This is a genomic window from Oceanobacillus timonensis (assembly GCF_900166635.1).
Classification (GTDB): Bacteria; Bacillota; Bacilli; order Bacillales; family Amphibacillaceae; genus Oceanobacillus; species Oceanobacillus timonensis.
Map to the genome: position 1 here is coordinate 820007 of NZ_LT800497.1, position 22825 is coordinate 842831.

The 22825-nt window shown below is 36.5% G+C and carries 20 protein-coding genes and 3 pseudogenes; 18 read left to right on the plus strand and 5 right to left on the minus strand.

The window, feature by feature from the left end; translation table 11 throughout:
- Positions 1–118 precede the first annotated feature (118 nt).
- Together B7E05_RS04170 and B7E05_RS04175 are read left to right on the plus strand one after the other, a co-directional pair.
- A complete protein-coding gene (locus B7E05_RS04170; RefSeq protein WP_080872748.1) occupies positions 119–1630 on the plus strand; it encodes a class I adenylate-forming enzyme family protein in 1512 nt (503 codons plus the stop codon).
- 56 nt (positions 1631–1686) lie between these two features.
- Positions 1687–2442 (plus strand): helix-turn-helix domain-containing protein, encoded by a 756-nt coding sequence (locus B7E05_RS04175; protein WP_080872750.1) that lies wholly within the window; start codon positions 1687–1689, stop codon positions 2440–2442.
- A 519-nt stretch (positions 2443–2961) separates the two neighbouring features.
- Here the strand turns inward: B7E05_RS04175 and tnpC are convergent.
- The 3 genes and pseudogenes from tnpC to tnpB all read right to left on the minus strand — a co-directional run.
- Positions 2962–3879, minus strand: a pseudogene (gene tnpC, locus B7E05_RS04180) (IS66 family transposase); the annotation flags it as partial.
- A gap of 12 nt (positions 3880–3891) precedes the next feature.
- Complete coding sequence (locus tag B7E05_RS04185) at positions 3892–4518, minus strand: IS66 family transposase (protein WP_080872753.1); 627 nt, start codon at positions 4516–4518, stop codon at positions 3892–3894.
- A gap of 95 nt (positions 4519–4613) precedes the next feature.
- Positions 4614–4970: an IS66 family insertion sequence element accessory protein TnpB gene (gene tnpB, locus B7E05_RS04190; protein ID WP_080872755.1), complete on the minus strand. Its 357-nt coding sequence runs from the start codon at positions 4968–4970 to the stop codon at positions 4614–4616.
- 1186 nt (positions 4971–6156) lie between these two features.
- On the opposite strand from tnpB, the gene B7E05_RS04195 reads away from it, so the two are divergent.
- The 16 genes from B7E05_RS04195 (at position 6157) to modB (ending at position 22105) form a co-directional block, all read left to right on the plus strand.
- Entirely contained in the window at positions 6157–7218 is a 1062-nt protein-coding gene (locus B7E05_RS04195) for an XdhC family protein (RefSeq protein WP_080872757.1), read from the plus strand.
- A 22-nt stretch (positions 7219–7240) separates the two neighbouring features.
- A complete protein-coding gene (locus B7E05_RS04200) occupies positions 7241–9652 on the plus strand; it encodes a xanthine dehydrogenase family protein molybdopterin-binding subunit (RefSeq protein ID WP_080872759.1) in 2412 nt (803 codons plus the stop codon).
- Between the two features lie 16 nt (positions 9653–9668).
- Entirely contained in the window at positions 9669–10136 is a 468-nt protein-coding gene (locus B7E05_RS04205; protein WP_080872760.1) for an SRPBCC family protein, read from the plus strand.
- On the plus strand, positions 10136–11017 hold the full coding sequence (locus B7E05_RS04210) for an FAD binding domain-containing protein (RefSeq protein ID WP_080872762.1): 882 nt from the start codon (positions 10136–10138) through the stop codon (positions 11015–11017). The genes B7E05_RS04205 and B7E05_RS04210 overlap by 1 nt, the downstream gene beginning before the upstream one ends.
- Positions 11010–11504: a (2Fe-2S)-binding protein gene (locus B7E05_RS04215; protein WP_080872763.1), complete on the plus strand. Its 495-nt coding sequence runs from the start codon at positions 11010–11012 to the stop codon at positions 11502–11504. The genes B7E05_RS04210 and B7E05_RS04215 overlap by 8 nt, the downstream gene beginning before the upstream one ends.
- A 5-nt stretch (positions 11505–11509) precedes the next feature.
- On the plus strand, positions 11510–13057 hold the full coding sequence (locus B7E05_RS04220) for a class I adenylate-forming enzyme family protein (RefSeq protein WP_080872765.1): 1548 nt from the start codon (positions 11510–11512) through the stop codon (positions 13055–13057).
- Between the two features lies 1 nt (position 13058).
- Positions 13059–13853 (plus strand): enoyl-CoA hydratase/isomerase family protein, encoded by a 795-nt coding sequence (locus tag B7E05_RS04225; RefSeq protein ID WP_080872768.1) that lies wholly within the window; start codon positions 13059–13061, stop codon positions 13851–13853.
- A gap of 128 nt (positions 13854–13981) precedes the next feature.
- Positions 13982–15229, plus strand: coding sequence for a benzoate/H(+) symporter BenE family transporter (locus tag B7E05_RS04230; protein WP_080872770.1), 1248 nt, complete (start codon positions 13982–13984; stop codon positions 15227–15229).
- Positions 15230–15716: 487 nt separating this feature from the next.
- Entirely contained in the window at positions 15717–16727 is a 1011-nt protein-coding gene (moaA, locus tag B7E05_RS04235; RefSeq protein WP_080872772.1) for a GTP 3',8-cyclase MoaA, read from the plus strand.
- Between the two features lie 12 nt (positions 16728–16739).
- Entirely contained in the window at positions 16740–17750 is a 1011-nt protein-coding gene (locus tag B7E05_RS04240) for a MoeB/ThiF family adenylyltransferase (RefSeq protein WP_080872773.1), read from the plus strand.
- Between the two features lie 6 nt (positions 17751–17756).
- Positions 17757–19061, plus strand: a complete 1305-nt coding sequence (locus B7E05_RS04245; protein ID WP_080872775.1) for a molybdopterin molybdotransferase MoeA — start codon at positions 17757–17759, stop codon at positions 19059–19061.
- 7 nt (positions 19062–19068) lie between these two features.
- A complete protein-coding gene (locus B7E05_RS04250; RefSeq protein ID WP_080876211.1) occupies positions 19069–19539 on the plus strand; it encodes a molybdenum cofactor biosynthesis protein MoaE in 471 nt (156 codons plus the stop codon).
- Entirely contained in the window at positions 19539–19772 is a 234-nt protein-coding gene (gene moaD, locus B7E05_RS04255; RefSeq protein ID WP_080872777.1) for a molybdopterin converting factor subunit 1, read from the plus strand. Before B7E05_RS04250 ends, moaD begins: the two co-directional genes overlap by 1 nt.
- 356 nt (positions 19773–20128) lie before the next feature.
- Positions 20129–20641, plus strand: coding sequence for a MogA/MoaB family molybdenum cofactor biosynthesis protein (locus B7E05_RS04260; RefSeq protein WP_080872778.1), 513 nt, complete (start codon positions 20129–20131; stop codon positions 20639–20641).
- Positions 20642–20659: 18 nt separating this feature from the next.
- Positions 20660–21436 (plus strand): molybdate ABC transporter substrate-binding protein, encoded by a 777-nt coding sequence (gene modA, locus B7E05_RS04265; RefSeq protein ID WP_179134461.1) that lies wholly within the window; start codon positions 20660–20662, stop codon positions 21434–21436.
- Positions 21437–21445: 9 nt separating this feature from the next.
- Complete coding sequence (gene modB, locus B7E05_RS04270) at positions 21446–22105, plus strand: molybdate ABC transporter permease subunit (protein ID WP_080872782.1); 660 nt, start codon at positions 21446–21448, stop codon at positions 22103–22105.
- A 106-nt stretch (positions 22106–22211) separates the two neighbouring features.
- Here the strand turns inward: modB and B7E05_RS04275 are convergent.
- Together B7E05_RS04275 and B7E05_RS22355 are read right to left on the minus strand one after the other, a co-directional pair.
- Positions 22212–22388: pseudogene (locus tag B7E05_RS04275) on the minus strand (cyclic pyranopterin monophosphate synthase MoaC); the annotation flags it as partial.
- Positions 22385–22656: pseudogene (locus B7E05_RS22355) on the minus strand (IS5/IS1182 family transposase); the annotation flags it as partial. The pseudogenes B7E05_RS22355 and B7E05_RS04275, both read right to left, overlap by 4 nt.
- Positions 22657–22825: the final 169 nt, after the last annotated feature.

Genomic DNA, 22825 nt, shown 5'->3' on the forward strand with positions numbered 1-22825 from the left:
ATATTCAAATTTACTTATCAAATAAGGTATAGTAGTAAAAAGATAGAATTTTTTTACTATACTATTTCAGAATAAAAAACGCAAAAATGAAAGCGTTTTACATTTGGGAGGGGTATTAATGAATCTAGTCAGAATGTTTGATTATGCTGTTGAAAGAAATCCTAATGAAGTTGCCATTGTGGAAGGAAATAATCATTATTCTTATAAAGAGGTAAAGAACATTGTAAATCATGTTGCTTCCTCTCTTTACCGCTTAGGAATAAAAAAGGGGGACCGAATTGCCATTTTACTTAGAAATCGTATGGAAGCCATTGTATTATTTTGGGCAACTCAGAAAGTCGGTGCAGTGTTTTCTCCAATTAATATCAAACAATCTACAGAAATCATTCATTATTGTATCAATGATTTAGACGTTAAAATGATTGTAACTGAAAAATCAACTGAGCATCTCATTGAGCGCGGAAAGATTGATTATCGTCCACTATTTATCACCATTGATGGAGAAGATGATGTTACATATAATGAATTATTACAAGAAAATGAGAATGATTTTTTTTATATTCCAATTTATGAAGAAGATTTATCGATAATCCTTTATACATCTGGTACGTCTGGAATACCAAAAGGTGTGCCCCGAACTCATCTGAATGAATATTCATCTACTTTAACTTATGTTTTTCATTGCCATTATAAATGGATGGATACTTCCTTAGGTGTTATTTCGTTACATCATACAATGGGGATGCGTTCCTTGCTTAGCACGTTTCTATTAAATGGGACGATTATTCTTTTAAAAGAGTTTGATCCTAATGAAGCTTGTCAGCTGATTCAAGATCAAAAAGTGACTAGTCTTTATTTATTACCAAGTATGTATCACGAAATGGTGACACTTACAGATATCCAGCAATATAATTTCGAACAGTTGCGCGTTATTTCTTATGCTGGTGCTCCGATGACAAATAAACTGATACAAAAATGTCAGGTAGTTTTTCAGCCGACTTATTTTATTAATCAGTATGGGAGCACAGAAATATTTACACATTGCATTTGTCAAGATGTTATAAATAAGCCCAGGTGTGTCGGAAAGCCTGGTATTCATCAAAAAATTAAAATAATTGAAGCAGACATCGAGCGCATAAAATCAGAGGAAGATGTTGTCTCTAATGGAGAGATTGGAGAAATTATTGTACATATGGGTTCACCAGAGGCATTCAAAGGTTATTGGAATAAACCAGAAATTACGAAGAAAAGTGTAAAAAATGATTGGTATTATACCGGAGACTTAGGGTATAAGGATGAATCTGATGATATTTGCATTGTTGGTCGTGTTGATGAAATGATTTTACATGCTGGTGAGAATATTTTTCCTATCGAAATCGAGAATATTTTATTAAAGCATCCAGAGGTAAAAGAAGTAATGGTTGTTGGGGAGGAAGATGAACGGTGGGGACAAGTTGTTGTCGCCTATATTGTGCCAAATGATGAATTTTTAACGGCAGAAGAACTGGATATTTTTTGTAAAAAACATTCAAGCTTATCAAATTATAAACGGCCAAGAAGGTATATTTTCAGGGCATCTCTACTGAAAACCGCATCCGGAAAAATATTTCGTAAAAAAATAAATCTATAATATATTGAATTTTTGAATTATTGTAATTTTAAAAGTAGAAAGAGAGGGGGGATAATTTGCCGAATATTTTAATCGTCGATGATGAATTTGAAAGTAGAAATGCTGTAATGGACTACCTTGCAACAAGTAGTATTGGTTATTACACGGTACATGAGGCAGTTACTCTTGAAAAAGGGGAGCTATTATTAAAAAAAATAAAACCTAGTATTTTATTTCTGGAAGTTTCCTTAATAGATGGAAATGGAATGGATTTAGGCCAAAAGGCGTTGGAATGGAGCCCTGATATCAGTATTATTATTATGACTTATTTAAAAGAATTCGACCTAGTTCTCAGTAGTATAAATCTCGGATTTGTAGGATATTTATTAAAACCTTTTTCTAAAACAGAAGTTCATAAACTTACAGAACGAATCCATACTCATAGTCTCTTTACAGAATCAAAAGACCTTTTTTATAAAGAGAATAAGAAAGAACGACACCCCGATTTAGCGAATCCAATACAGACAGCTTTACAATTTATACAAAGCAGTTATAAGGAACAAATTACCTTAGATGAAGTTGCCCAGTCGGTTTATTTAAGCACCTCCTATTTCAGTCGTCTCTTTAAAGATGAAATTGGGGTAACGTTTGTTGATTATTTAATGACCTATCGAATTGACCAATCTAAATCTCTATTAAAAATGACGACCTTACCAATGGAAGTGATTGCCAATCAAGTAGGATTTACCACTGGTGCATATTTTTCTACTGCATTTAGAAAGAAAGAAGGATGCACTCCTTCAGAATACCGATCGTTATTTGACTCAAAATAAAAATGAATCTGGATTGAATTGCTCCTAATCCACTAGACAAGAAAAAAAGTAAAAAATCTATACAAAGAGTCTGGCACCTATCATTCTAATGGCGTCAGGCTGTTTAATTTCTATGGTAACGTGCTTTATTATAGAATATCAATATCCTCACTAAATCTTTATATATTAGCTTGTGAATGTTATAGTACCCAGATTTATAAGCAACAATAAAATCGTTATAAATTTTATTAATGACATTTAAGTAATCTTTTTGTATTGATCAAGATGTATTTTAAATACGTGAAACCTTTATTCATTTTTGATTTGGTATGTCCGCGTAAACTTCAGGTTCAGTATATTTTTTCGATGTTAACGTAACTGGTTATCGTGGAATATGCATTAATACTACATATAAAAGATTTTAAGCCTAATTAATTGAATCATCAAAAGGCGAACGTGTGTAAGCGGGAAATAATATGACGCCATGACAAACAGCCCTAAAAGGAGTAAACTTTTCGTAAAGAAGCTCCGATAGGGCTATTATGCACGTTTTATATGTTTTGAAAGTGGCTTTACCTTGGCTTGAATATAAGCACTCCACGGAAAATAGTTTTCCCATTGTTCTGGGTGTTGAAAAATATTAAGCTGTGGAAGTTCCATAAATAAAACGGTTAAGTATTCAAACGGATCAATTCCATTTTCCTTCGCTGTTTGGATGATACTATACCCAATGGTATTCGCATGAGCTCCAGCTGCGCTGGTTGAAAAATACCAGTTTTTACGTCCGACAGTGACAGGCCGAATGGAACGTTCTGCGAGATTATTACTTATGAAAAGTCGTCCGTCTGTTAAAAAGCGTTGAAGAGAATCCCTTAACTTTTGTGTATAATCCACAGCTTTTTGTAAAGGACCTTTCATCGTAACGAGGGCGTCCAGCCATTCCCAGAACTCCTTCAGTAACGGTTTGCTTTCCAGCTGGCGTTGCTGTAATCGTTCGTCTGGAGATAGATCTTTCCATTGCCTTTCCAGCTTGAAAAGCTGGTCACAGTAATGGACGCCGACGGCGCCTTGCCCGTTTAGATCATTGGTCTCCAAAAATTTCCGACGAACATGTGCCCAGCACGTTTGAAGCTGCACATCCTCCAATTTTTGATAGACGGCATATCCATCACAATGAAGCAGTCCTTGAAATCCTTTAAGAAAGGTTTCTGCTACTTCAAACCGTCGTGTCTCAGAAGAATGATAAAGAATAATGGGATGTTTTGCGGTTTCCGCTGTTCGAAATAACCATATCCTTGCATCGGCTGAAGCTGGCTTTTCATCTGCTCGGCGTAAAATTTGATAGGTCGTTTCATCAGCGGAGAGCACAGGCTCCAGAAGTAATTTCTCTCTCATTTGTTGATACAATGGCTCCAGCCATTCTTCAGAACTCCGAATCGTCCAGTTTGCCAACGTTCGCCGGGAAACCTTCTACCCATATCGTGCCCATTCTTTTTCCTGGCGATGATAGGGAATACTCATCTCCAGCTTTTGATAGAGATTCCAGGCTAACACGCTCGGTCCAGCTAAGCTTTTGGCTAAGGCAGGTTCGGGTGCTTTTTGACGGAGAATGTGATTCTGGCCTGTTTTCTTACAGGTTAAGCATTCATAAGCATGTTCATAATGGATATGCTTGACTAAATGAGCTGGGATAAACTCCAGTTCCGTTCGAGCTTCTCGTTTTCCAAGATGTTTTAATGGGCTGGCACAACACGAACAGACTTGACTATCAGACGGAAGAGTATGTTCTTCCACCACGATAGGCAAATCTCTTGTGATGTCGGTCCGCTGCCCTTTATATTTTTTTCGCTGATAAGAGATTGTCTCTATCTCAACGGCTTTGTCTGCAGGTTGCTCTGCCTCGCTAAAAGGGGAGTTATTATCTTCTTCGAAGAAGGAAAGTTGACCTTGAGAAGTTTTTTCAGATGATGTTCCAAACAGACGACGATTCATATTGGTCAGCTGGTTAATCAGCTGTTCAATTTGTTTTGCTTGTTTTTCATTCTGGATCGTCAAATGTTCGATTTGTTTCATCAGCTTCTTTTCCAATTCTGTCAACGTATTCACCCCCTATGTCCAAATAATTTCTTTTATCGTATCATATTTTATCAAAAAGGGAAGAAAAATTTTAAAAATGAACTCTATTCTCGCGATTAAGTGAGGACACCCAATTTGGCAGGCTGAATTTTTTGTTTCTGATAGATGGAGAAACCGTCAAATAGCCACTCAATTTGTTTCGGTGTCAATTTTTCTACATCAGTTTGCGAACGTGGCCATGTTAATTTCCCCTGATCATATCGCTTATATAGTAAATAAAAACCTTCTCCATCAAACCAGAGAGCTTTAAATCGATCTGTTCTTCTCCCGCAGAATAAGAAAACAGATTCATCTAGAAGATCCAATTGAAATTGGCTGGTGATTACTGAAGCCAGACCATCAATGCCTTTGCGAAGATCCGTATAGCCACAGACTAAATAACAATTTTTCATCTGAGAGAAGTCAACGAGCATGGCGGCACGCCTCCTTGATTAAGGCTGTTGCCAACGACTCCTGACAACCTTCAAAAATCGTTAGCTGTAGAGAATGGCAAGAAACTTCCGCTACTGGATTTACAGGTGTAGAGGAAGATGGTGCTGAGATCGTTACGGGAACAATCGGGTTTTCCTTCATGAAAAAACTACCTCCTGTTACTTGTTAAATCCAAGTATAGAGGTAGTTCCATTATATTAGAATGCGGTCTATTATTTCTCGCTTACGAACGTGTTTCAGGCTATATCAATTTCCGCACTTGGACTGAATCATCATCCTGATTCGTCGATAGCCATAGATTTCACCATACAGTTTAAAAATCTCTTGGATTTTCTTCATGATAATTATGAATTGCTCGAAATATAGAGACTTGTTTCTCTCATCGTACGATTTCTCCTTTGATTTCTTTGATTCGAAACTTTAATTTTCCTTCTTCGGTTAGATTTGGCTTTGTTTCTATTGTCTTCCCAAAGCAATCCGAATTGCTTGTCTTCCAAATTTTTCATATTTACTTCCTATGTTTTAGCTATAAAGCTTAAAGGTTTCTTCTTGTCTAGTGCACTTTATACCACTCGAATTTGTTTATTCTGCGTAATCTTTTTAGAAATAATAAATACTCCCTTGTAGAAAGAGAAGTTTTATTATTCCTTTGTCTACTATAAAAGGAGCAATTAAGGTACATGGGTCAATGTTTATCGCAGTATAACTGGCTGGGACTAGGACAGAGACTGCGCTTACTCGTCCCACCGTAAAGAGCTGTGCGTTGATAAATCCTTACTGAAGAAAGTTTTATTTTATTGTAGTATTTGAAATTTAAAAAAGTGAAAGTGTAAATAGCAAAATTTTATAAATTATATTTAATTTAAATTATTATGCGCTTGAATACTAGGAAAATGCTAGCGAAATATATTAAATTTTGTACTAAGCAGACAAGAAATGTTAGTAACTATCAATCGCTAAAAAAGTTTTATTTTATCGTTAAATTGGGTCAAATTGGTGTATAGGATGCCTTTTGAACAAAGAAATCGATATTACTGTTTGGTGATTTTCAAAAATTGAAAACGGTAAAAGCAGAATTTTATAACTGTTATTTAAGTTAGACAACTATAATTATAACTAACTTAAAAACACAACTCATAAAAAGGAACGGAATTGAGGTGAAGAGGAATGTTAGCGAAGCATATTGAAAGTTGTGTAAAACAAAATAAAAAGGGAGTTCTTGCAACAATCATCGATAAAGAAGGATCATCTTATCGTCAGGTTGGTGCCAAAAGTGTCATCTTAGAAAATGGAATAATACACGGAGTTCTTAGTGGTGGATGTATTGAAGAAGATTTAACAGAACATGCAAAAGATGTCTTTCTTACAAAGAAACCAAAAAAAGTTTTCTATGATTTAAAAAATGATGAGGATACACCATGGGGGATGGGTGTTGGTTGTAACGGAGCTATAACGATTTGGTTAGGGTTGATTGACCCGTTAGGTAATCGAATGGAAGCAATCAAAATATTGAAAGCGCTTAATAAACAGTATGATGGAATTGGCCCATTTTTCGTCGGAACAGTAATTTCGTGCGATTATGAAGAAATTCTTCCATTAAATACGTTTCTTCCATTAGAAAACGTGCACGTTGAGAAGAAAGGGATCCAGGAGAACTTCCGTTATTCTGTTAATGGGAAATTGGTGAATACGACAATCTTCATAGAGAAAGTTGATCCAATTCCCAATGTCGTGATTTTTGGATCTGGCCAAGATGCACAAGCAGTTGTGAAGCAAATTAAACAACTAAATTGGCAAGTAACCGTTGTTGATCATAGACCAGGATACTTAGTAGAGGAGAATTTTCCAAGTGCTGATCAATTCCAACTAGTAAAACGTGGAGAATTTCCAAATACAATCTCATTTAATCATAATACCTTTATTGTGTTAATGACCCATCATTTTGAAAACGATTTAAATTATCTAAAAGGATTACTTCAAAAAAGTATTCCTTATATTGGACTTTTGGGTCCTAAAAAGCGCTATTCGCAATTGAAAGAACGGTTAAGGAAAGAAGGAATAACGATTTCGGAAGAAGTAGAGAACCGTATTTACACCCCTATCGGATTAGACATTGGATCGGAGACACCAGAAGAAATAGCCTTAAGTATCGCTGCAGAAATTATGTCTCGTAGGAATTTGGCAAGTAATAATTCCCTGAGATATAAGGAAACTCCAATCCATAGATAATTACAGTAAAGGAGGAAATAGATTGTCATATATAGGTAAGTCAATAAGAAGGGTTGAAGATAAACGCTTGGTTTCTGGAGAAGGGACGTACATTGATGATTTATCTCCATTATCAAATATACAACATGCCGCCATTCTTCGTAGTCCTCATGCCCATGCTGTTATTAAGAAAATTGACGTGGAAGAGGCAAGAAAAACTCCGGGAGTCATTGGTGTAGTTGATGGACAACAAGTCAAACAATTAACACAGCCACTCCCTGTAGGGGTGAGTGCACCACAAGCATATTATCCGATTGCTGTTGATAAAGTTCGCTATGTTGGAGAACCTGTTGTCGTGATCGTTGCGGAGAACAGATATATTGCAGAAGATGCGTTAGAAAAAATAAAAGTAGAGTATGAACCGCTTCAAACAGTTGTTCAAATTTCAGATGCGCTTTCAGAAGATTCTATACCATTACATGAAGAGGTTGGAAGTAACATTCTGAATGAACGTCATTTTGATTATGGTAATGTTGATCAAGCATTTGAAGATGCCAATTACATCATAAAAAGGAAGTTTGAGTTTCCGAAAGTAAACGCAACTCCAGTTGAAAATTATGGAGTTATCGCCGATTACACAAGCAGTGAAGAAAACTATACGATTTGGTCTAACTTCCATGGCCCTTTTACCCTTCATTCTGTTATGAAGGCAGCACTGAATGTCCCAAGTAATCAACTTCGAATTATTACACCGAAAGATATTGGGGGAAGTTACGGGATTAAATCAGGTGTTTACCCATACATGGTCCTCATAGCAGTTGTTTCAAGAATTGTCGGTGTTCCAGTGAAATGGATTGAAGATAGACAGGAACATTTAATGGCAAGTTCCAGTGGTACAGATCGTGTCACATGGGTTGAAGCAGCAGTGAAGAACAATGGAACAATTTTAGGTCTTAAGATGAAATATGCTGATAATGTTGGTGCTTATATCCGTGCGCCGGAACCAGCATCACTATATCGGAATCATTCTAATATTACTGGTGCTTACCGAATTCAAAATGTCCGATTAGAGGCAATTGCAGTTACAACGAATAAATCACCGACAGGACTTATTCGAGGATATGGTGGTCCGCAACATTATTTCCCGCTAGAGCGAATGATACAAATTATTTCCGAGGAATTAAATATCGATGTTGTTGAAGTGGTGGAAAGAAACTTAATTCAAAAAGATGAATTCCCATATCTAACTGCTTCAGGTGGGATGTATGATAGTGGTGATTATCATACAGCATTGCAATTAGCATTGGATTCTATTAATTATAAAGATTTTAAGAAAAAACAAAAGGAAGGTTGGAAACAAGGAAAATATTTAGGTATTGGTTTTGCTAGTATTGTAGAACCCTCTGGGTCGAATATGGGATATGTCACTTTGGCGTTAACACCGGAGGAAAGAGCAAAAGGACTTCCAAAATCTGGAGCTGCAGAGGGGGCGACCGTATCAATTGACCCAATGGGTGGTATCACTGTTCGAATTAGTACAGTACCTACAGGGCAAGGGCATGAAACAGTTGCAGCGCAAATCGTTGCAGATACGCTTGGAGTTGAGTCAAGTATGGTAAAAGTAATTGCGGAGCTTGATACTTCAACAAGTCCCTGGACAGTAGCTTCAGGAAGTTATTCCAGTCGCTTTGCTCCTATTGGTTCAAGTGCCATTTATTTAGCTGCACATAAAGTAAAAACAAAACTACTAAAAATTGCAGCGAAGCAATTAGAAACAACTGTAGAAGAATTAACAATGGGAAATGGAAAAGTGTATAAAGAATCGAATCCAGGGATTAGTATTTCTCTAAAACGATTGATCGGTACAACGCACTGGAATCCAGAAGTACTACCAGAGGGTCTAGAACCTGGACTTCATGAATCCGCTTTTTATACTTTACCAGAGGCTAAGGCACCAACGGAATTAGATACTGTGAATGGATCTGTCACCTATGGATTTGTTTTTGATGCTGTGAAGGTGGAAGTTGATATTAATACTGGAGAAGTAAAAATATTAGACTATTTCACAGTTCACGATGCTGGTAAACTTTTAAATCCTAAAATCGCAAATGGACAGATTCTTGGGGGACTTACCCATGGTTTAGGAGCAGCAATCTATGAAAACCTAGTCTATGACAAAAATGGCCAGTTACTCACTGGAAGCTTCATGGATTATCTCGTTCCAACTGCAACGGAAATACCAAATATTACAATTAAGCATATTGAAACACCATCACCACTGACAGTTCTTGGTGCAAAGGGACTTGGTGAAGGAAATACAATGAGTGCACCAGCAGTTATTGCCAATGCTGTAACGGATGCACTAAAACCACTAGGGGTTACGATTGAGCAGTTACCTCTATCACCAGATTATATTTGGAATAAAATTCACAAAAAGAAAATAGTGGAAGTATAGAATAGGAGGGTATTCAATGGATGGAAAAGGAAGTATCAAGCTACAAGGAAATAAAGAAACAGTTTTCGCAAGCCTATTGAACCCAGAAGTATTGAAGAATTGCATTATGGGTTGTAAAGAACTTAATCAACAAGAAGAGAATGTATACCAAGTAGATTTATCTGTTGGGGTGGCAGCGGTTAAGGGAAAATACGATGCAACGATTCGTTTAGCAGACGTAGAGGCTCCGAAAAGTTATCGATTAATCGTACATGGCGAAGGGGGACCAGGATTTGTTGATGCGGAAGCAGAAATCCAGCTAGTAACAGTTGAAAACAATATAACGGAATTAAATTATACGTATGAAGCTCAAGTTGGCGGGAAAGTAGCTTCTATTGGTCAAAGGATGCTAAGTGGAGTAGCAAAGTTAATCATTAACGATTTCTTTAAGAAAGTGAAAAAAGAATTAGAAAAAGTGAGTAACATGGAAGGAGAACTTCGCTAATGAAACCAGCAGCCTTTTCCTATTTATGTCCATCAACGATAGAAGAAGCGATGGATCTATTAACTGAATATGGAGACGAAGGTAAAATTATTGCCGGTGGTCAAAGTTTTGTTCCTATTTTAAATATGCGCATGTCAGAGCCTGAATATTTAATTGACATTCACCTATTAAAGGAGCTAGAGGGAATACGGTTAGAAGACAACGTCATAAAAATTGGCGCATTGACAACACAACGAAATTTAGAAGAAAGTGTGCTGATTAAAGAAAATTTTCCAGTTCTTGAGCAAGCAGTTAAGTTTATTGGCCATGTTCAAACAAGGAATAGGGGAACCGTAGGAGGTAGTGTAGCGCATGCAGATCCAAGTGCGGAATTACCACTATCTTTCCTTGCACTAAATGCAGAAATCATAGTGCAAAGTGCTAGCGATACAAGAACGGCTGATATTAATGAATTTTTCTTGACGTATTTAACAACAGATATGATGCCAGATGAGATTTTAACAGAAATTCGTGTACCAATCCAGCAGCCGAAAGGGTATGCCTTTGAAGAATTTAGTAGAAGACATGGTGATTTTGCATTGGTTTCAGTTGTTTGTCTTTTATCTATAGATAATGACGCAAAAATTGATTCTGTACGACTTGTGTTAGGCGGAATTGATGCAGTCCCTGTTTTGGCTGATGAAGCAATGGATTTTCTTATTGGAAAAGAACCTACTGAAAAAGTGTTAGAAGAAGCAGCAGAATTAGCCATCGAAAATGCTGACCCAGATGAAGATTTGCATGCATCTATTGATTATCGCTTACATCTAGCGAAGACACTAACGAAAAAAGCAATACAAAAAGCTTATAACATGGAGATAGGGGGGAGGAATAATGGTTGAAATTGTTCAAGATCAAAGGGCTAAAGTTAGTTTAACAATCAATGGGAGAGTAGTAGAAAAATATGTAGAGCCACGAAGGTTACTAAGTGATTTTATTCGTGAAGACCTTGCACTTACAGGTACCCATGTAGGCTGTGAACACGGTGTCTGTGGATCTTGTACTATCCTATTTAATGGATCTGCGGTAAGAAGTTGTCTTATGTTTACCGTACAAGCAGATGGTTCAGAGATAAAAACTATCGAAGGTTTATTTGAAAATGGAGAAATGAGTTCATTACAAGAGGCGTTTATTGAATCACATGGTTTGCAATGTGGATTCTGTACACCAGGAATTTTAATGTCAGCTTATGAAATTTTACAAAGTGATACAAGACCATCAAAAAAAGAAATAAAAGAAATACTCTCAGGACATTTGTGCCGTTGCACAGGATATGAGGGAATCATTGAGGCAATTGAAAAAGCATTTGATAGGAAAAGTAAGGAGTGAAAAATGTGAATCTTGGAAATATGTTTGAGTTTTCAGTAAAACGTTTCCCTGAAAACACTGCAATTGTAGAAGAAAATAAAAGGTATACTTATCGAGAATTTAATAGCCAAATCAATAAGTTAGCCGTATCCTTACAAGAATCTGGCATTGAAAAAGGAGACCGTGTCGTAATTATTTTAAAAAACCGACTAGAAACAGTTGCACTTTATTGGGCTATTCAAAAAATTGGTGCGGTGTTTACTCCAATTAATTTTCGATTATCCACAGATGAAGTTGCATATTGTGTCAACAATGCAGAAGCAAAGGCAGTTATTTATGAACCAATTAGTGAAGAGGTTGTATTACAATCTAACTTTATTAAAAAACCGATACTTGTTAGTATTTTGGGAGCTAAAGGTGGTGACATAACATACGAGGAAATGCTCCAACAAGAGAATGAAGATTATGATGTGCCGTATATTGACATGAATGATATATGTCTCATGTTGTATACATCAGGAACAACTGGAAAACCAAAAGGAGTTCCACGCTCTCATATGAATGAGTATAGTGCTGCAACTGCACACATTATTCAAAATAATTATACTAAACATGAAAGCACGATAGGCGCAATGCCGCTTTACCACACCATGGGTATGCGTTCCTTAGTGACCATGGGGCTTTTAAATGGGAAGTTTGTTATGACACCTGATTACAATGTGGAAAATACGTTAAAAGTACTAGATAAAGAAAAAATTACTTGTGTTTATCTTATTCCAACAATTTTTCATGATATTATACATCACAAAGATTTTGATGAGTTCAATTTGCGAAATCTTAAGAAAATTGGCTATGCAGGTGCCGCAATGACAACTGAGCTAACGGAAAAATGTTTCGAAAAATTCAAACCGGAAGTATTTGTAAATCACTATGGAAGTACAGAAGTATATACGTTCTCTATTTGTGATTATTTGGATAAGAAACCAGGTTGTGCTGGAAAACCAGGGTTTCATCAAGAATTACGTTTGATTAAACCAGATCCTGAAGGAAATGCTGATCCAAACGATTTAGTTCCTATAGGTGAACCAGGAGAAATTATTGTAAATATCGATTCACTAGAGGCTTTCAAAGGTTATTGGAACCGACCAGATACGAATAAAAAAGCGATTAGATCTGGTTGGTACTTCACCGGTGATATGGGGGTTCTTGATGAAGATGAGGACTTAAATGTTGTTGGTAGAGTAGATGACATGATAATTTCTGGAGGGGAAAATATCCACCCATTAGAGGTGGAAAACGTACTAGCTGGACATCCAGAAGTATTGGAAGTAACGATTGTTGGAATTACAGATAGTCACTGGGGTGAAAAAGTAGTTGCTTATATTGTAAGCGGTAGCAAAAATTTAACTTCAGAGGAACTTGATATTTATTGCAAAAATTCGAATAACCTAGCTAATTTTAAACGTCCAAAAGAATATCGTTTTGTGAAAGAAATACCGAAGAGTCCAGTTGGTAAAATTTTAAGAAGAATTTTAAAAGATACCTATCAAGGGGAAATAAAGGAGAGTGTATAACATGGTTAACAGTATAGTACAGGAATGGGATCATATTACGGTTGAAAAAAATGTGGAGGAGAAAACAGCAACAATCACATTAGATCGCCCTGAAAAAATGAATACGCTTAGCTTTATTGCACGATCACATTTATCGCAGATTTTTGATATTTTAAACAATGATGATGATGTAAAAGTTATATTAATAAAAGGTGCTGGTGAAAAAGCATTTACTTCAGGGGGGGACATTGCTCAATTTATGGAAAGACATCCAGTAGAACTTTCCGAGCTCCATGTCAATGTTGCCGCACCGGAACGCTCTCCCAAACCAGTAATCGCTCAACTTCAAGGATATACATTCGGAGTGGGGCTAGAAATTGCTTTGGCATGTGATTTTCGTGTAGCTGCAGATAATACATTACTTGCATTGCCAGAAATTAATATAGGAATGATCCCAGGAAGTGGTGGTTCTCAGCGAGTAACAAAAATTGCAGGAATTGGAAGAGCGAAAGATATGATCTTACGTGGTAGAAGAGTTCCTGCTCACGAGGCGCATAACTGGGGGTTAGTAACAGCGGTAACAAGTTCTGAAAACCTAGAAGAAGAAACCAATAAAATTGTAAAAGATTTAACCTCCAAGTCACCAATGACATTGAAAGTATTAAAACGAGTACTTAATACAGCACAAGATTCGTCACTAAGTACTGGAATGGAAATTGAAGGGTTTGCATACGGAATGCTTCGTTCAACAGAAGATTTTAATGAAGGCGTTCAAGCTTTCGAGAATAAAGAGAAACCAAAATTTAAGGGGAAATAAACTACTGGATAAATAGTAAAAAACAAGTTAGGCAGGGAGAGTCTTTAACATGGATTTTCCCTTCCTTTAAAATAAAGGAATTTAGCATTTTGTTGACTGTTGTGAAATCGACAAAAGGGGAGAAATAGATGAAATCAATCAGTAATAATTTTAAAAATGTTACGAAGTATCTTAATGAAAAAACTTTAAGTACTGGTATCCTTGCGACAATCTTTGGATGTACGGGCCCTGCATTAATAATTATTGGTGGCGCAAGAGATGCAGGTCTAACAACAGAACAAATGATTTCATGGCTTTTCGCTGTTTACTTTTTTGGTAGTTTAATAGGAATTTACATGGCATTGAAGTATAAACAACCTATTGTTGGAGCCTATTCTATTCCTGGAGCAGTATTAGTTGCCGCGGGGTTACAGTCCTATTCATTGAATGAAATATCGGGTGCTTATTTAGCTGCTGGTATTATCGTATTAATATTAGGATTAAGTGGATTAATTGGAAAAATTATGAATTGGATTCCTGTTCCAATTGTCATGGCGATGATTGTGGGAGCAATGATTAAATTTGGTACGGATATGATTGTTTCCATACAGGGAGCACCGTTAATTGTTGGTGGGGCAATTGTAGCTTATTTGTTATCATCGCGGTTAATCCCAAAATTACCACCAATACTAATTGCATTTATTATTGGATGTATTTTAGCCGCCTTTACTGGTCAATTTCAAGTGGGAGAAATGCAAACTGGTTTAGCACTTCCTCAAATTTTGATGCCTGTGTTTAATATTGAAGCGATTATCTCTGTAGGTATTCCTTTAGCTTTATTAGTAATTGGTGCAGAAAACGCACAGTCTATTGGTGTTCTAATGGCAGAAGGTTATAAACCACCAATAAATGCAATGACGATTATTAGTGGTATTGGTGGAATTGTAACATCTTTCTTTGGGGGGCATAATGCAAATATAGCTGGGCCCATGACAGCAATTTGTGCATCTGAAGAATCTGGTGACAAAGAGGGAAGATATGTTTCTGTTTTGGTCAACGGTATCTTATTTGGTATTTTTGGTTTAGTTGCCGGTATTGCCGTATCATTTGTGGTTGTATTACCAAGTGTACTAATTGCTACTGTTGCAGGGTTAGCAATGGTTGGTGTGCTTGTAGCATCCTTACAAACGGCCTTTACAGGGAAAAAGTTTCAAATTGGAGCATTCTTTTCACTAATTATTGCCATGTCTGGAATTAGTTTCTTTGGAGTAAGTTCTCCTTTTTGGGCTTTAATCGGCGGTGTACTTGTTTCTTTGATACTTGAGAATAAGGATTTTAATGTTGAATCTATAGGTGATGAAAATAAACAAGAGGAGTTATCACAGATGGGTGTTTAATATAAGTTACTTAAAAAATCATTAATTTCCTATGTGAGATATAAATTGCATTTTTGGCTAATATGGAAAATTAAAGAGCTTAAATAATCATCAAACCCAATTTTTGATATATATTTGCATAGAATCATAATTAGAACTAATTTTTCTTACCACTAACATACATTTAGCTTTGAGAAGTCGTTTCGTGTAAGCAAAAAGTTGTAGAAATAGCAGTGGAATAACACGAACCCAAAAGAATGTCACTGTAAATATTAATCATACAATGATTGGAAACATTTATAAAATAGGTTGACGCAGTGCAAGCAAAGGTATGTTAAACGAAACCTTATGAAAGTGTTGTCGGCTAATTATTTCAGTAACACTGGAAAATATCTTTTTTTAAAAGATAACATGATGGAAAGAGAGGAAATGACATTTTTTAACGTTAAAGAGGATTGATTACTTTTATATTATTAGATAAACAGAGAAAAAGGAGAGATAAATCCGTATGACAGTAATAACAGACAAATTTGGCCGTCCTATGAAGGATCTTCGTATCTCTGTTATTGATCGTTGTAATTTTAGATGTAGATATTGTATGCCAAAAGAAATATTTGGAAGAGACTTTGTATTTATGCCTAAAGAGCAACTATTAAGTTTTGAAGAAATAGAACATATTGCAAAGTTATTTGTAGATTTAGGAATTAAAAAAATACGATTAACTGGTGGAGAACCATTACTCAGAAGAGACTTGCCTGTACTAATTGAAAAATTAGTGCGAATCGAAGGGGTAGAAGATATAGGTTTAACAACAAATGGCTCCTTACTTTTTAATATGGCACAAAAATTAAAAGACGCAGGGCTAAAACGTGTGAATGTAAGTTTAGATGCATTGGATAATACGTTATTTAAATCGATTAATGATAGTGGTGTGGGTCCAGAAAAGATATTAAAGGGTATCGAAAAAGCCAAAGAAGTTGGCTTAGAAGTAAAAGTGAATATGGTCGTAAAAAAAGGTATGAATGACGAGGAAATTGTTCCAATGGCAATGTACTTTAAAGAACAAGGGATTGCATTAAGATATATTGAGTTTATGGATGTTGGTCAGTCAAATGGGTGGAACTTCAATAAAGTAGTAACCAAAAAAGAAATCTTCCAGGAGCTATCTAAACATTTCGAGATGGAAGCTGTAGATCCTGCATACGTAGGTGAAGTAGCCAAACGTTATCGTTATATTGGAACAAACACGGAAGTTGGATTTATCACATCGGTATCCAATTCTTTCTGTTCTAGTTGCACAAGAGCGAGAATTGCCGCAGATGGAAAAATGTACAACTGTCTATTTGCAGAAAATGGTTTTGATTTTCGTCAAAGCTTACGATCTAAGAAAACGGATGAAGAAATAAAAAAAGAAATCATGAGTATATGGAGTAACCGGACGGATCGCTATTCTGATGAGCGAACAGAAGAATCAGCTAAACATAAAAAGAAAATTGAGATGTCTTATATTGGTGGATAGGAGAAATAAGTGATGGGAAATAGATATTCACGACAAACGCTTTTCAAACCAATTGGTGAAGGTGGACAAGAAAAGATTCGAAATAAGCATGTTCTCATCTTAGGCTGTGGGGCGTTAGGAACAGCTAATGCTGAAAACTTAGTACGTGCTGGGATTGGTAAGCTAACGATGATAGATAGAGACTATGTCGAATTAAGTAATTTACAAAGGCAGCAATTGTATACTGAAAAAGAGGTCTATGAACAAATTCCGAAAGCGATAGCAGCTAAACAACGTTTACAAGAAATCAATTCCTCAGTTGTTATCGAGGCACATATTATGGATTCCATACCAGTGACGCTTCAACCATTGTTAAAAAATGTAGATGTAATAATTGATGCTACCGATAATTTTGAAACGAGATTTATGTTAAACGACTTATCCAATAAGCAGCATATTCCATGGATTTATGGATCTTGTGTTGGTAGCACAGGGATGAGTTTTACAATTTTACCAGATGAGACGCCTTGTCTTGAATGCTTAATGGATACGATACCAGCGTCAGGGGCAACTTGTGATTCTGTAGGAATTATTTCACCAGCTGTACAGATGGTGGTTGCCCATCAAACGGCAGAAGCATTAAAAATTTTGGTGGAAGATAAAAAGGCTCTCCGTACATCACTCTTAACATTTGATTTATGGAATAATCATTATCATACCATGAAGGTGGAACGAGCGAAAAAAAAGAGTTGTCCATCATGTGGAGAAAAACCAAGCTATCCATCGCTAAATTATCAATTCAGTACAAAATCAGAGGTGCTTTGTGGCAGAAATACGGTTCAAATTAGAACATCCCAAGAACGTAATTTACATTTATTGAAAGAACAATTAAAAAGAATTGGATTAGTGAAAGCAAATGATTTTTTAATATCTATTGAATATGAGACATATCGTTTGGTTTTCTTTCAAGATGGAAGAACGTTAATTCATGGAACCAATTCAATTGAAAAGGCAAAAAGTATATATTATCAGTTAACAGGATGAAGGTGAATAACTGTGGTAGAAAGTAGAAAGCCAATTAAAGTAAATGAAGCCATCACACGTATGATGAATTTTGCAAAAGAAGGAAGTGTAGAATACATTCCAATTGAAAAAAGTTATGGTCGTTTTCTGGGAGAAGATTTAATCGCCGACCACCATGTCCCTCCATTTGACCGCTCTCCATATGATGGTTTTGCTGTGCGTGCAATGGATACGGATCATGCTTCTAGTAATAGTCCAGTCGAACTGAAAATAGTAGGAGAGGTTGGTGCTGGGAGTGTTTTTGAACGTCCGGTAGCAGAAGGGGAAGTCGTTCGAATTATGACTGGAGCACAGATTCCTAACGGTTGTAACGCTGTCTTTATGCTTGAAGAGGTAAACGAATCAGAAAAAAATGGAAAAAAATATATTCAGATAAAAAGAAGTGTGAAATCAGGAAAAAATATTTCTTTTACTGGTGAGGATACCAAAAAAGGAACAATACTTACAAAGAAGGGAATATATATCACTCCTGGGGTAGTAGCACTACTTGCAACATTTGGTTACAAAAAAGTGCCGGTAGCCAAGAAGCCTATAATTGGAATCATTGCAACTGGCAGTGAATTATTAGAGGTGGATGAAGCTTTGGAACCAGGGAAAATTCGGAACAGCAATGCCTATATGATTCAATCACAAATTACTCGTGCAGGTGGAAAAGCTCTATACCTAGGACAACTTAGTGATGATTTTGAAGTATGCTATAAACAAGTGAAAGATGCCATTGACGAGGTGGATATGCTAATTACTACTGGAGGCGTATCTGTCGGCGATTATGACTATTTACCAGATATTTATGCAAAGCTTGATTGTAATGTTTTGTTCAATAAAATTAAAATGCGACCTGGCAGTGTGACAACGGTAGCTGAAAAAAACGGGAAATTATTATTTGGACTATCCGGGAACCCATCCTCATGCTATGTCGGTTTTGAACTTTATACTCGGCCTGCTGTTCGTAAGTTTTTGCATAATAGTCACCCATTTTTAAAGAAAGAAATGGCTCAACTTGGTGCGGATTTTCTAAAGACCAATCCATTTGATCGTTTTATAAGGGGACATATGAGCTATCAAAACGGTCGTTTAGTTGCAAATTCAGTTGGGTTGGATAAACCAAATGTTGTTTCGTCCTTAGCGAAAGCCAATATTCTCATTATGCTGCCAGGAGGAACCAGAGGTTATGAAACAGGGATGGATATACCAGTCATTCTATTAGAAGATCAGGAAGGAATGGCAATGGAACAATTTTTTGATAGGGATGTCAATTCCAGAAAGGGTTAGAGAAATGATGGTTAATTCATTATACGAGATCGTTGAGGAGCCAATAGAAGTAAAAGAGATTATTAAGAAAGTAGAACGTAGAGAAGCGGGAGCAATTAATACTTTTATTGGTACGGTGCGCGAGTGGACAGGCGGTAAACGTACGATGTATTTAAAATATCAAGCTTACCAACCGATGGCCGTAAAAATGTTACAGAAAATAGGTGCAGAAATTGAAAAGAAATGGCCGAACTCGAAAACAGCTATTACACATCGAATTGGTGAGTTGGATATTTTAGATATTGCTGTGGTTATCTGTGTCTCGTCTCCACACCGAAAGGCATCATATGAAGCAAATGAATATGCGATAGAAAGAATTAAACAAATGGTACCTATTTGGAAGAAAGAACATTGGGAAGATGGAGAGACTTGGATGGGAGACCAATTAGAAAATGTTGCATATCCTGAGGGAAGTCCAGATATAAGGGGTGTGAAATAATGATTCATATTTTACTTTTTGCAGATTTACAGGAAAATTTGGGAAAAGCTAGTTTAGAGTATAAATGTGACTCTATAACGATTAGAGAATTAAAAGTACAACTCAAAACAGCATATGGATTATCTAAAATAGATCAAGTAATGATGGCGATAAATGAGGAATATGCAACGGAGGATGATATTGTGAAATCTGGAGACACAGTAGCTTTTATCCCCCCAGTTAGTGGTGGGTAAGTGGATATTATTCAGATGGTAGGATATAAAAATAGTGGCAAAATAACGATTGTAACAAAGAAGCTCTTGTGAAATACTGTCCTTTTCTGTTTTGATGGTAATAATTGTTCGCTTACATAGCAGTCAATTCCATCATGGATGTAACTTCCTATTTCTATTTTGACATTTGTATATTTATGCTAGTTTTTTCAGTTGCAAATTTGTTGAAGGAAAGTACATCGTATGTAAGATATTATCCGCTTAACGATTACTGTAGAAGTTAAATATAACATATGTCCTTATGGAAAAAGAAAGAATCTTTTATAATAGGTGGATTACTGGTCCTGAAAATGAAAATAAAATAGAGGAGTTTTTAAATGTCCACAACTCATCGAAAACATGCTGCAAAACATATTTCATGTGCTGTTATCACGGTTAGCGATACAAGGACAAAAGAAACCGATAAAAGTGGAAAGAAAATCATTGATCAATTAACAAATCATGAACATCAAGTGAATTTGTATGAAATCATTCCAGATGAAGGAGATCAAATTCGAAGGACCGTAGAAAAATCGATTTACGGTGAAAACATAGAGGCGGTTATTGTAAATGGCGGGACAGGTATATCTCATCGAGATGTTACCATTGAATCTATCGAGCCTTTATTTGACAAACAACTCCCCGGCTTCGGAGAATTGTTTAGACATTTGAGTTTTCAATATGATATTGGGACAGCCAGTATTTTATCAAGAGCGATTTGCGGGGTTTGTAATCATTGCATTATTTTTTCTATTCCGGGGTCAACTGGTGCGGTAACATTAGCAATGGAAAAAATCATTTTGCCGGAAGTTGGACACATGGTCAGAGAAATTCATAAGGACTTAGAATAGGGAGAAAGGATGTTTAGTATGAAAAAGTATTGTGTGTTCATACTTATGTTTATCTTGATGTTATTTGTAGCAGGATGTTCTCAAAATACAGCAGATGATGTAGAATTAAATATTTCTGCTGCAGCTAGTATGACAGAGAGTTTAACAGAACTGACAGAAATGTTTGCAGAGGAGCACCCGAATATTCACATTTCTTATAACTATGGCGGTTCTGGTTCATTGCGAAAACAAATTGAACAAGGAGCTCCAGTAGATATTTTTCTTTCTGCGTCAAGTATTGACTATGAAAAATTAGCAGATAAGGACAACGTTGATGAAGGAAAGGCAATACTTACAAATCAACTCGTTTTAATCAAACCAAATGAAGGCGACATAGACTCTCTGGACGATTTTATAGCAGGGGATCAAGTAATTGCGGTCGGCACACCAGATGCAGTTCCAGCAGGATCTTATGCGGAAGAAGCACTGCAAGAATTAGACTTATGGGAGCAGCTGGAGGAACAAAGCCGGCTTGTATACACGAAAGATGTTACGCAGGTGCTTATATTAGTAAAAGAAGGAGCTGCTGATGTCGGAATTGTGTATGCCAGTGATGTGATTGATGAAGAGGGTGTAACGGTTATCCAGACCTTTGATTCCAATCTGCACTCTCCAATTGAGTATTATATAGCTACACTTCAAAATGAAGAACAGGAGGAGAATGTGGCAGAGGCAAAAGATGCTTTTTATGAATTTTTATCAACCGAAGCAGCTAATGAAGTATTTGAAAATTATGGGTTTCAACCTGTGGAGTAGGTGAGTAACATGCAATGGTCATGGCATCCTGTTGAGTTATCATTTTATGTAGCAACAATAGCAACAATAATTGCATTCCTTTTAGCCATTTTATCTGCCTTTTGGATAATTCGTAAAGATAGAAAAGGAAAGGCGATCATAGAGACGGTCTTTTTTTTGCCATTGGTGCTGCCGCCGACAGTTGTAGGTTTTTTTCTTATCATGATATTCGGTACAAATAGTTGGATTGGTCAGATGATAGAGGATATAGCCGGCAAGAGTATATTATTTACATCGACAGCAGCTGTCATTGCAGCAATTGTTGTCGCATTTCCGTTGATTTACCAATCTATCAAAACAGGATTTTTATCGGTCGATAAAAATATTATTGGAGCTGCCAAAGTAGATGGTGCAAATGATTGGGCCACACTTCTAAAGATAACCCTTCCGCTGTCGTATCGCTCACTTACCACGGGAGCGGTACTCGGATTTACAAGGGGATTCGGCGAGTTCGGTGCCACATTGATGTTTGCTGGAAATATACCTGGGAAAACCCAAACGATTCCGACAGCGATTTATTTGGCAATAGAAACAGGAGCAACGACGCTTGCTTGGTATTATGTTTTAATTAGTATTGGTTTATCTTTTTTATTGCTGTTTATCATTAATCGAATGAAACCAAATGATTAAAATGCGGATAGAGCCTGTAAGCTGGGAATATGAGAGCTGTGAATTTGAGTGAATATTCATACTTTGTGTATAGGAAAATAGAACAGTAGAGTCCCCCCCCTCTGAATTATCTTTTATAATCACCGCTGTTACCGCCGCTTTTTTCAAGTAAGTATGTTTGGCCGATAACCACGCCTTTGTCTACCGCTTTACACATATCGTAAACGGCCACCGCGGTTACGGAAGCGGCAGTAAGTGCCTCCATTTCGCCCCCGGTACTTCCAACTGTTTTTATCTCAGTTTCAGTTTCGTTATCAAGCGGGAATAGGCAGCGTAGCGTCGGAAACAAGAAAACCGCAGTTCATTTTAAAGATAAAGTCATCATTTAGATGCTTGATTCAATCTTTAATGGTTGAGATACGCTAGATGTAGCGAATAAAAAAAGAAATAATCATCCCTGCATCATTTAGCTCAACAGGCGCTCCCAGCTGAGATTTCTTATTCATTTCATGATAAATACGATCCAGGTCAATCGCTGAAATAATCGCTTCTTAGTTTTGGATAGGTTCTATGTCATATAATTATTGGATGCCAAATAGGCTTGGTTGTCGTATAATGGTCATAAGAAGTACTCTATAACACCATGATAAATAGCCCTAAAAGTAGTAAGTTCTTCGTGAAGAGATTTTGTAGGGCTATTTTGCTTGTTTTAACCCCTTTGAAACGGGAGTTGGATTAAAT

What these genes read in the sequence shown, in the direction of transcription:
- B7E05_RS04170 (WP_080872748.1), top strand. Translation starts at nt 119, where the DNA reads ATGAATCTAGTCAGAATGTTTGATTATGCTGTTGAAAGAAATCCTAAT.
- tnpB (WP_080872755.1), bottom strand. Translation starts at nt 4,970, where the DNA reads ATGCTCGTTGACTTCTCTCAGATGAAAAATTGTTATTTAGTCTGTGGC.
- B7E05_RS04195 (WP_080872757.1), top strand. Translation starts at nt 6,157, where the DNA reads ATGTTAGCGAAGCATATTGAAAGTTGTGTAAAACAAAATAAAAAGGGA.
- B7E05_RS04205 (WP_080872760.1), top strand. Translation starts at nt 9,669, where the DNA reads ATGGATGGAAAAGGAAGTATCAAGCTACAAGGAAATAAAGAAACAGTT.
- B7E05_RS04210 (WP_080872762.1), top strand. Translation starts at nt 10,136, where the DNA reads ATGAAACCAGCAGCCTTTTCCTATTTATGTCCATCAACGATAGAAGAA.
- B7E05_RS04215 (WP_080872763.1), top strand. Translation starts at nt 11,010, where the DNA reads ATGGTTGAAATTGTTCAAGATCAAAGGGCTAAAGTTAGTTTAACAATC.
- B7E05_RS04225 (WP_080872768.1), top strand. Translation starts at nt 13,059, where the DNA reads ATGGTTAACAGTATAGTACAGGAATGGGATCATATTACGGTTGAAAAA.
- B7E05_RS04230 (WP_080872770.1), top strand. Translation starts at nt 13,982, where the DNA reads ATGAAATCAATCAGTAATAATTTTAAAAATGTTACGAAGTATCTTAAT.
- moaA (WP_080872772.1), top strand. Translation starts at nt 15,717, where the DNA reads ATGACAGTAATAACAGACAAATTTGGCCGTCCTATGAAGGATCTTCGT.
- B7E05_RS04240 (WP_080872773.1), top strand. Translation starts at nt 16,740, where the DNA reads ATGGGAAATAGATATTCACGACAAACGCTTTTCAAACCAATTGGTGAA.
- B7E05_RS04250 (WP_080876211.1), top strand. Translation starts at nt 19,069, where the DNA reads ATGGTTAATTCATTATACGAGATCGTTGAGGAGCCAATAGAAGTAAAA.
- moaD (WP_080872777.1), top strand. Translation starts at nt 19,539, where the DNA reads ATGATTCATATTTTACTTTTTGCAGATTTACAGGAAAATTTGGGAAAA.
- B7E05_RS04260 (WP_080872778.1), top strand. Translation starts at nt 20,129, where the DNA reads ATGTCCACAACTCATCGAAAACATGCTGCAAAACATATTTCATGTGCT.
- modA (WP_179134461.1), top strand. Translation starts at nt 20,660, where the DNA reads ATGAAAAAGTATTGTGTGTTCATACTTATGTTTATCTTGATGTTATTT.
- modB (WP_080872782.1), top strand. Translation starts at nt 21,446, where the DNA reads ATGCAATGGTCATGGCATCCTGTTGAGTTATCATTTTATGTAGCAACA.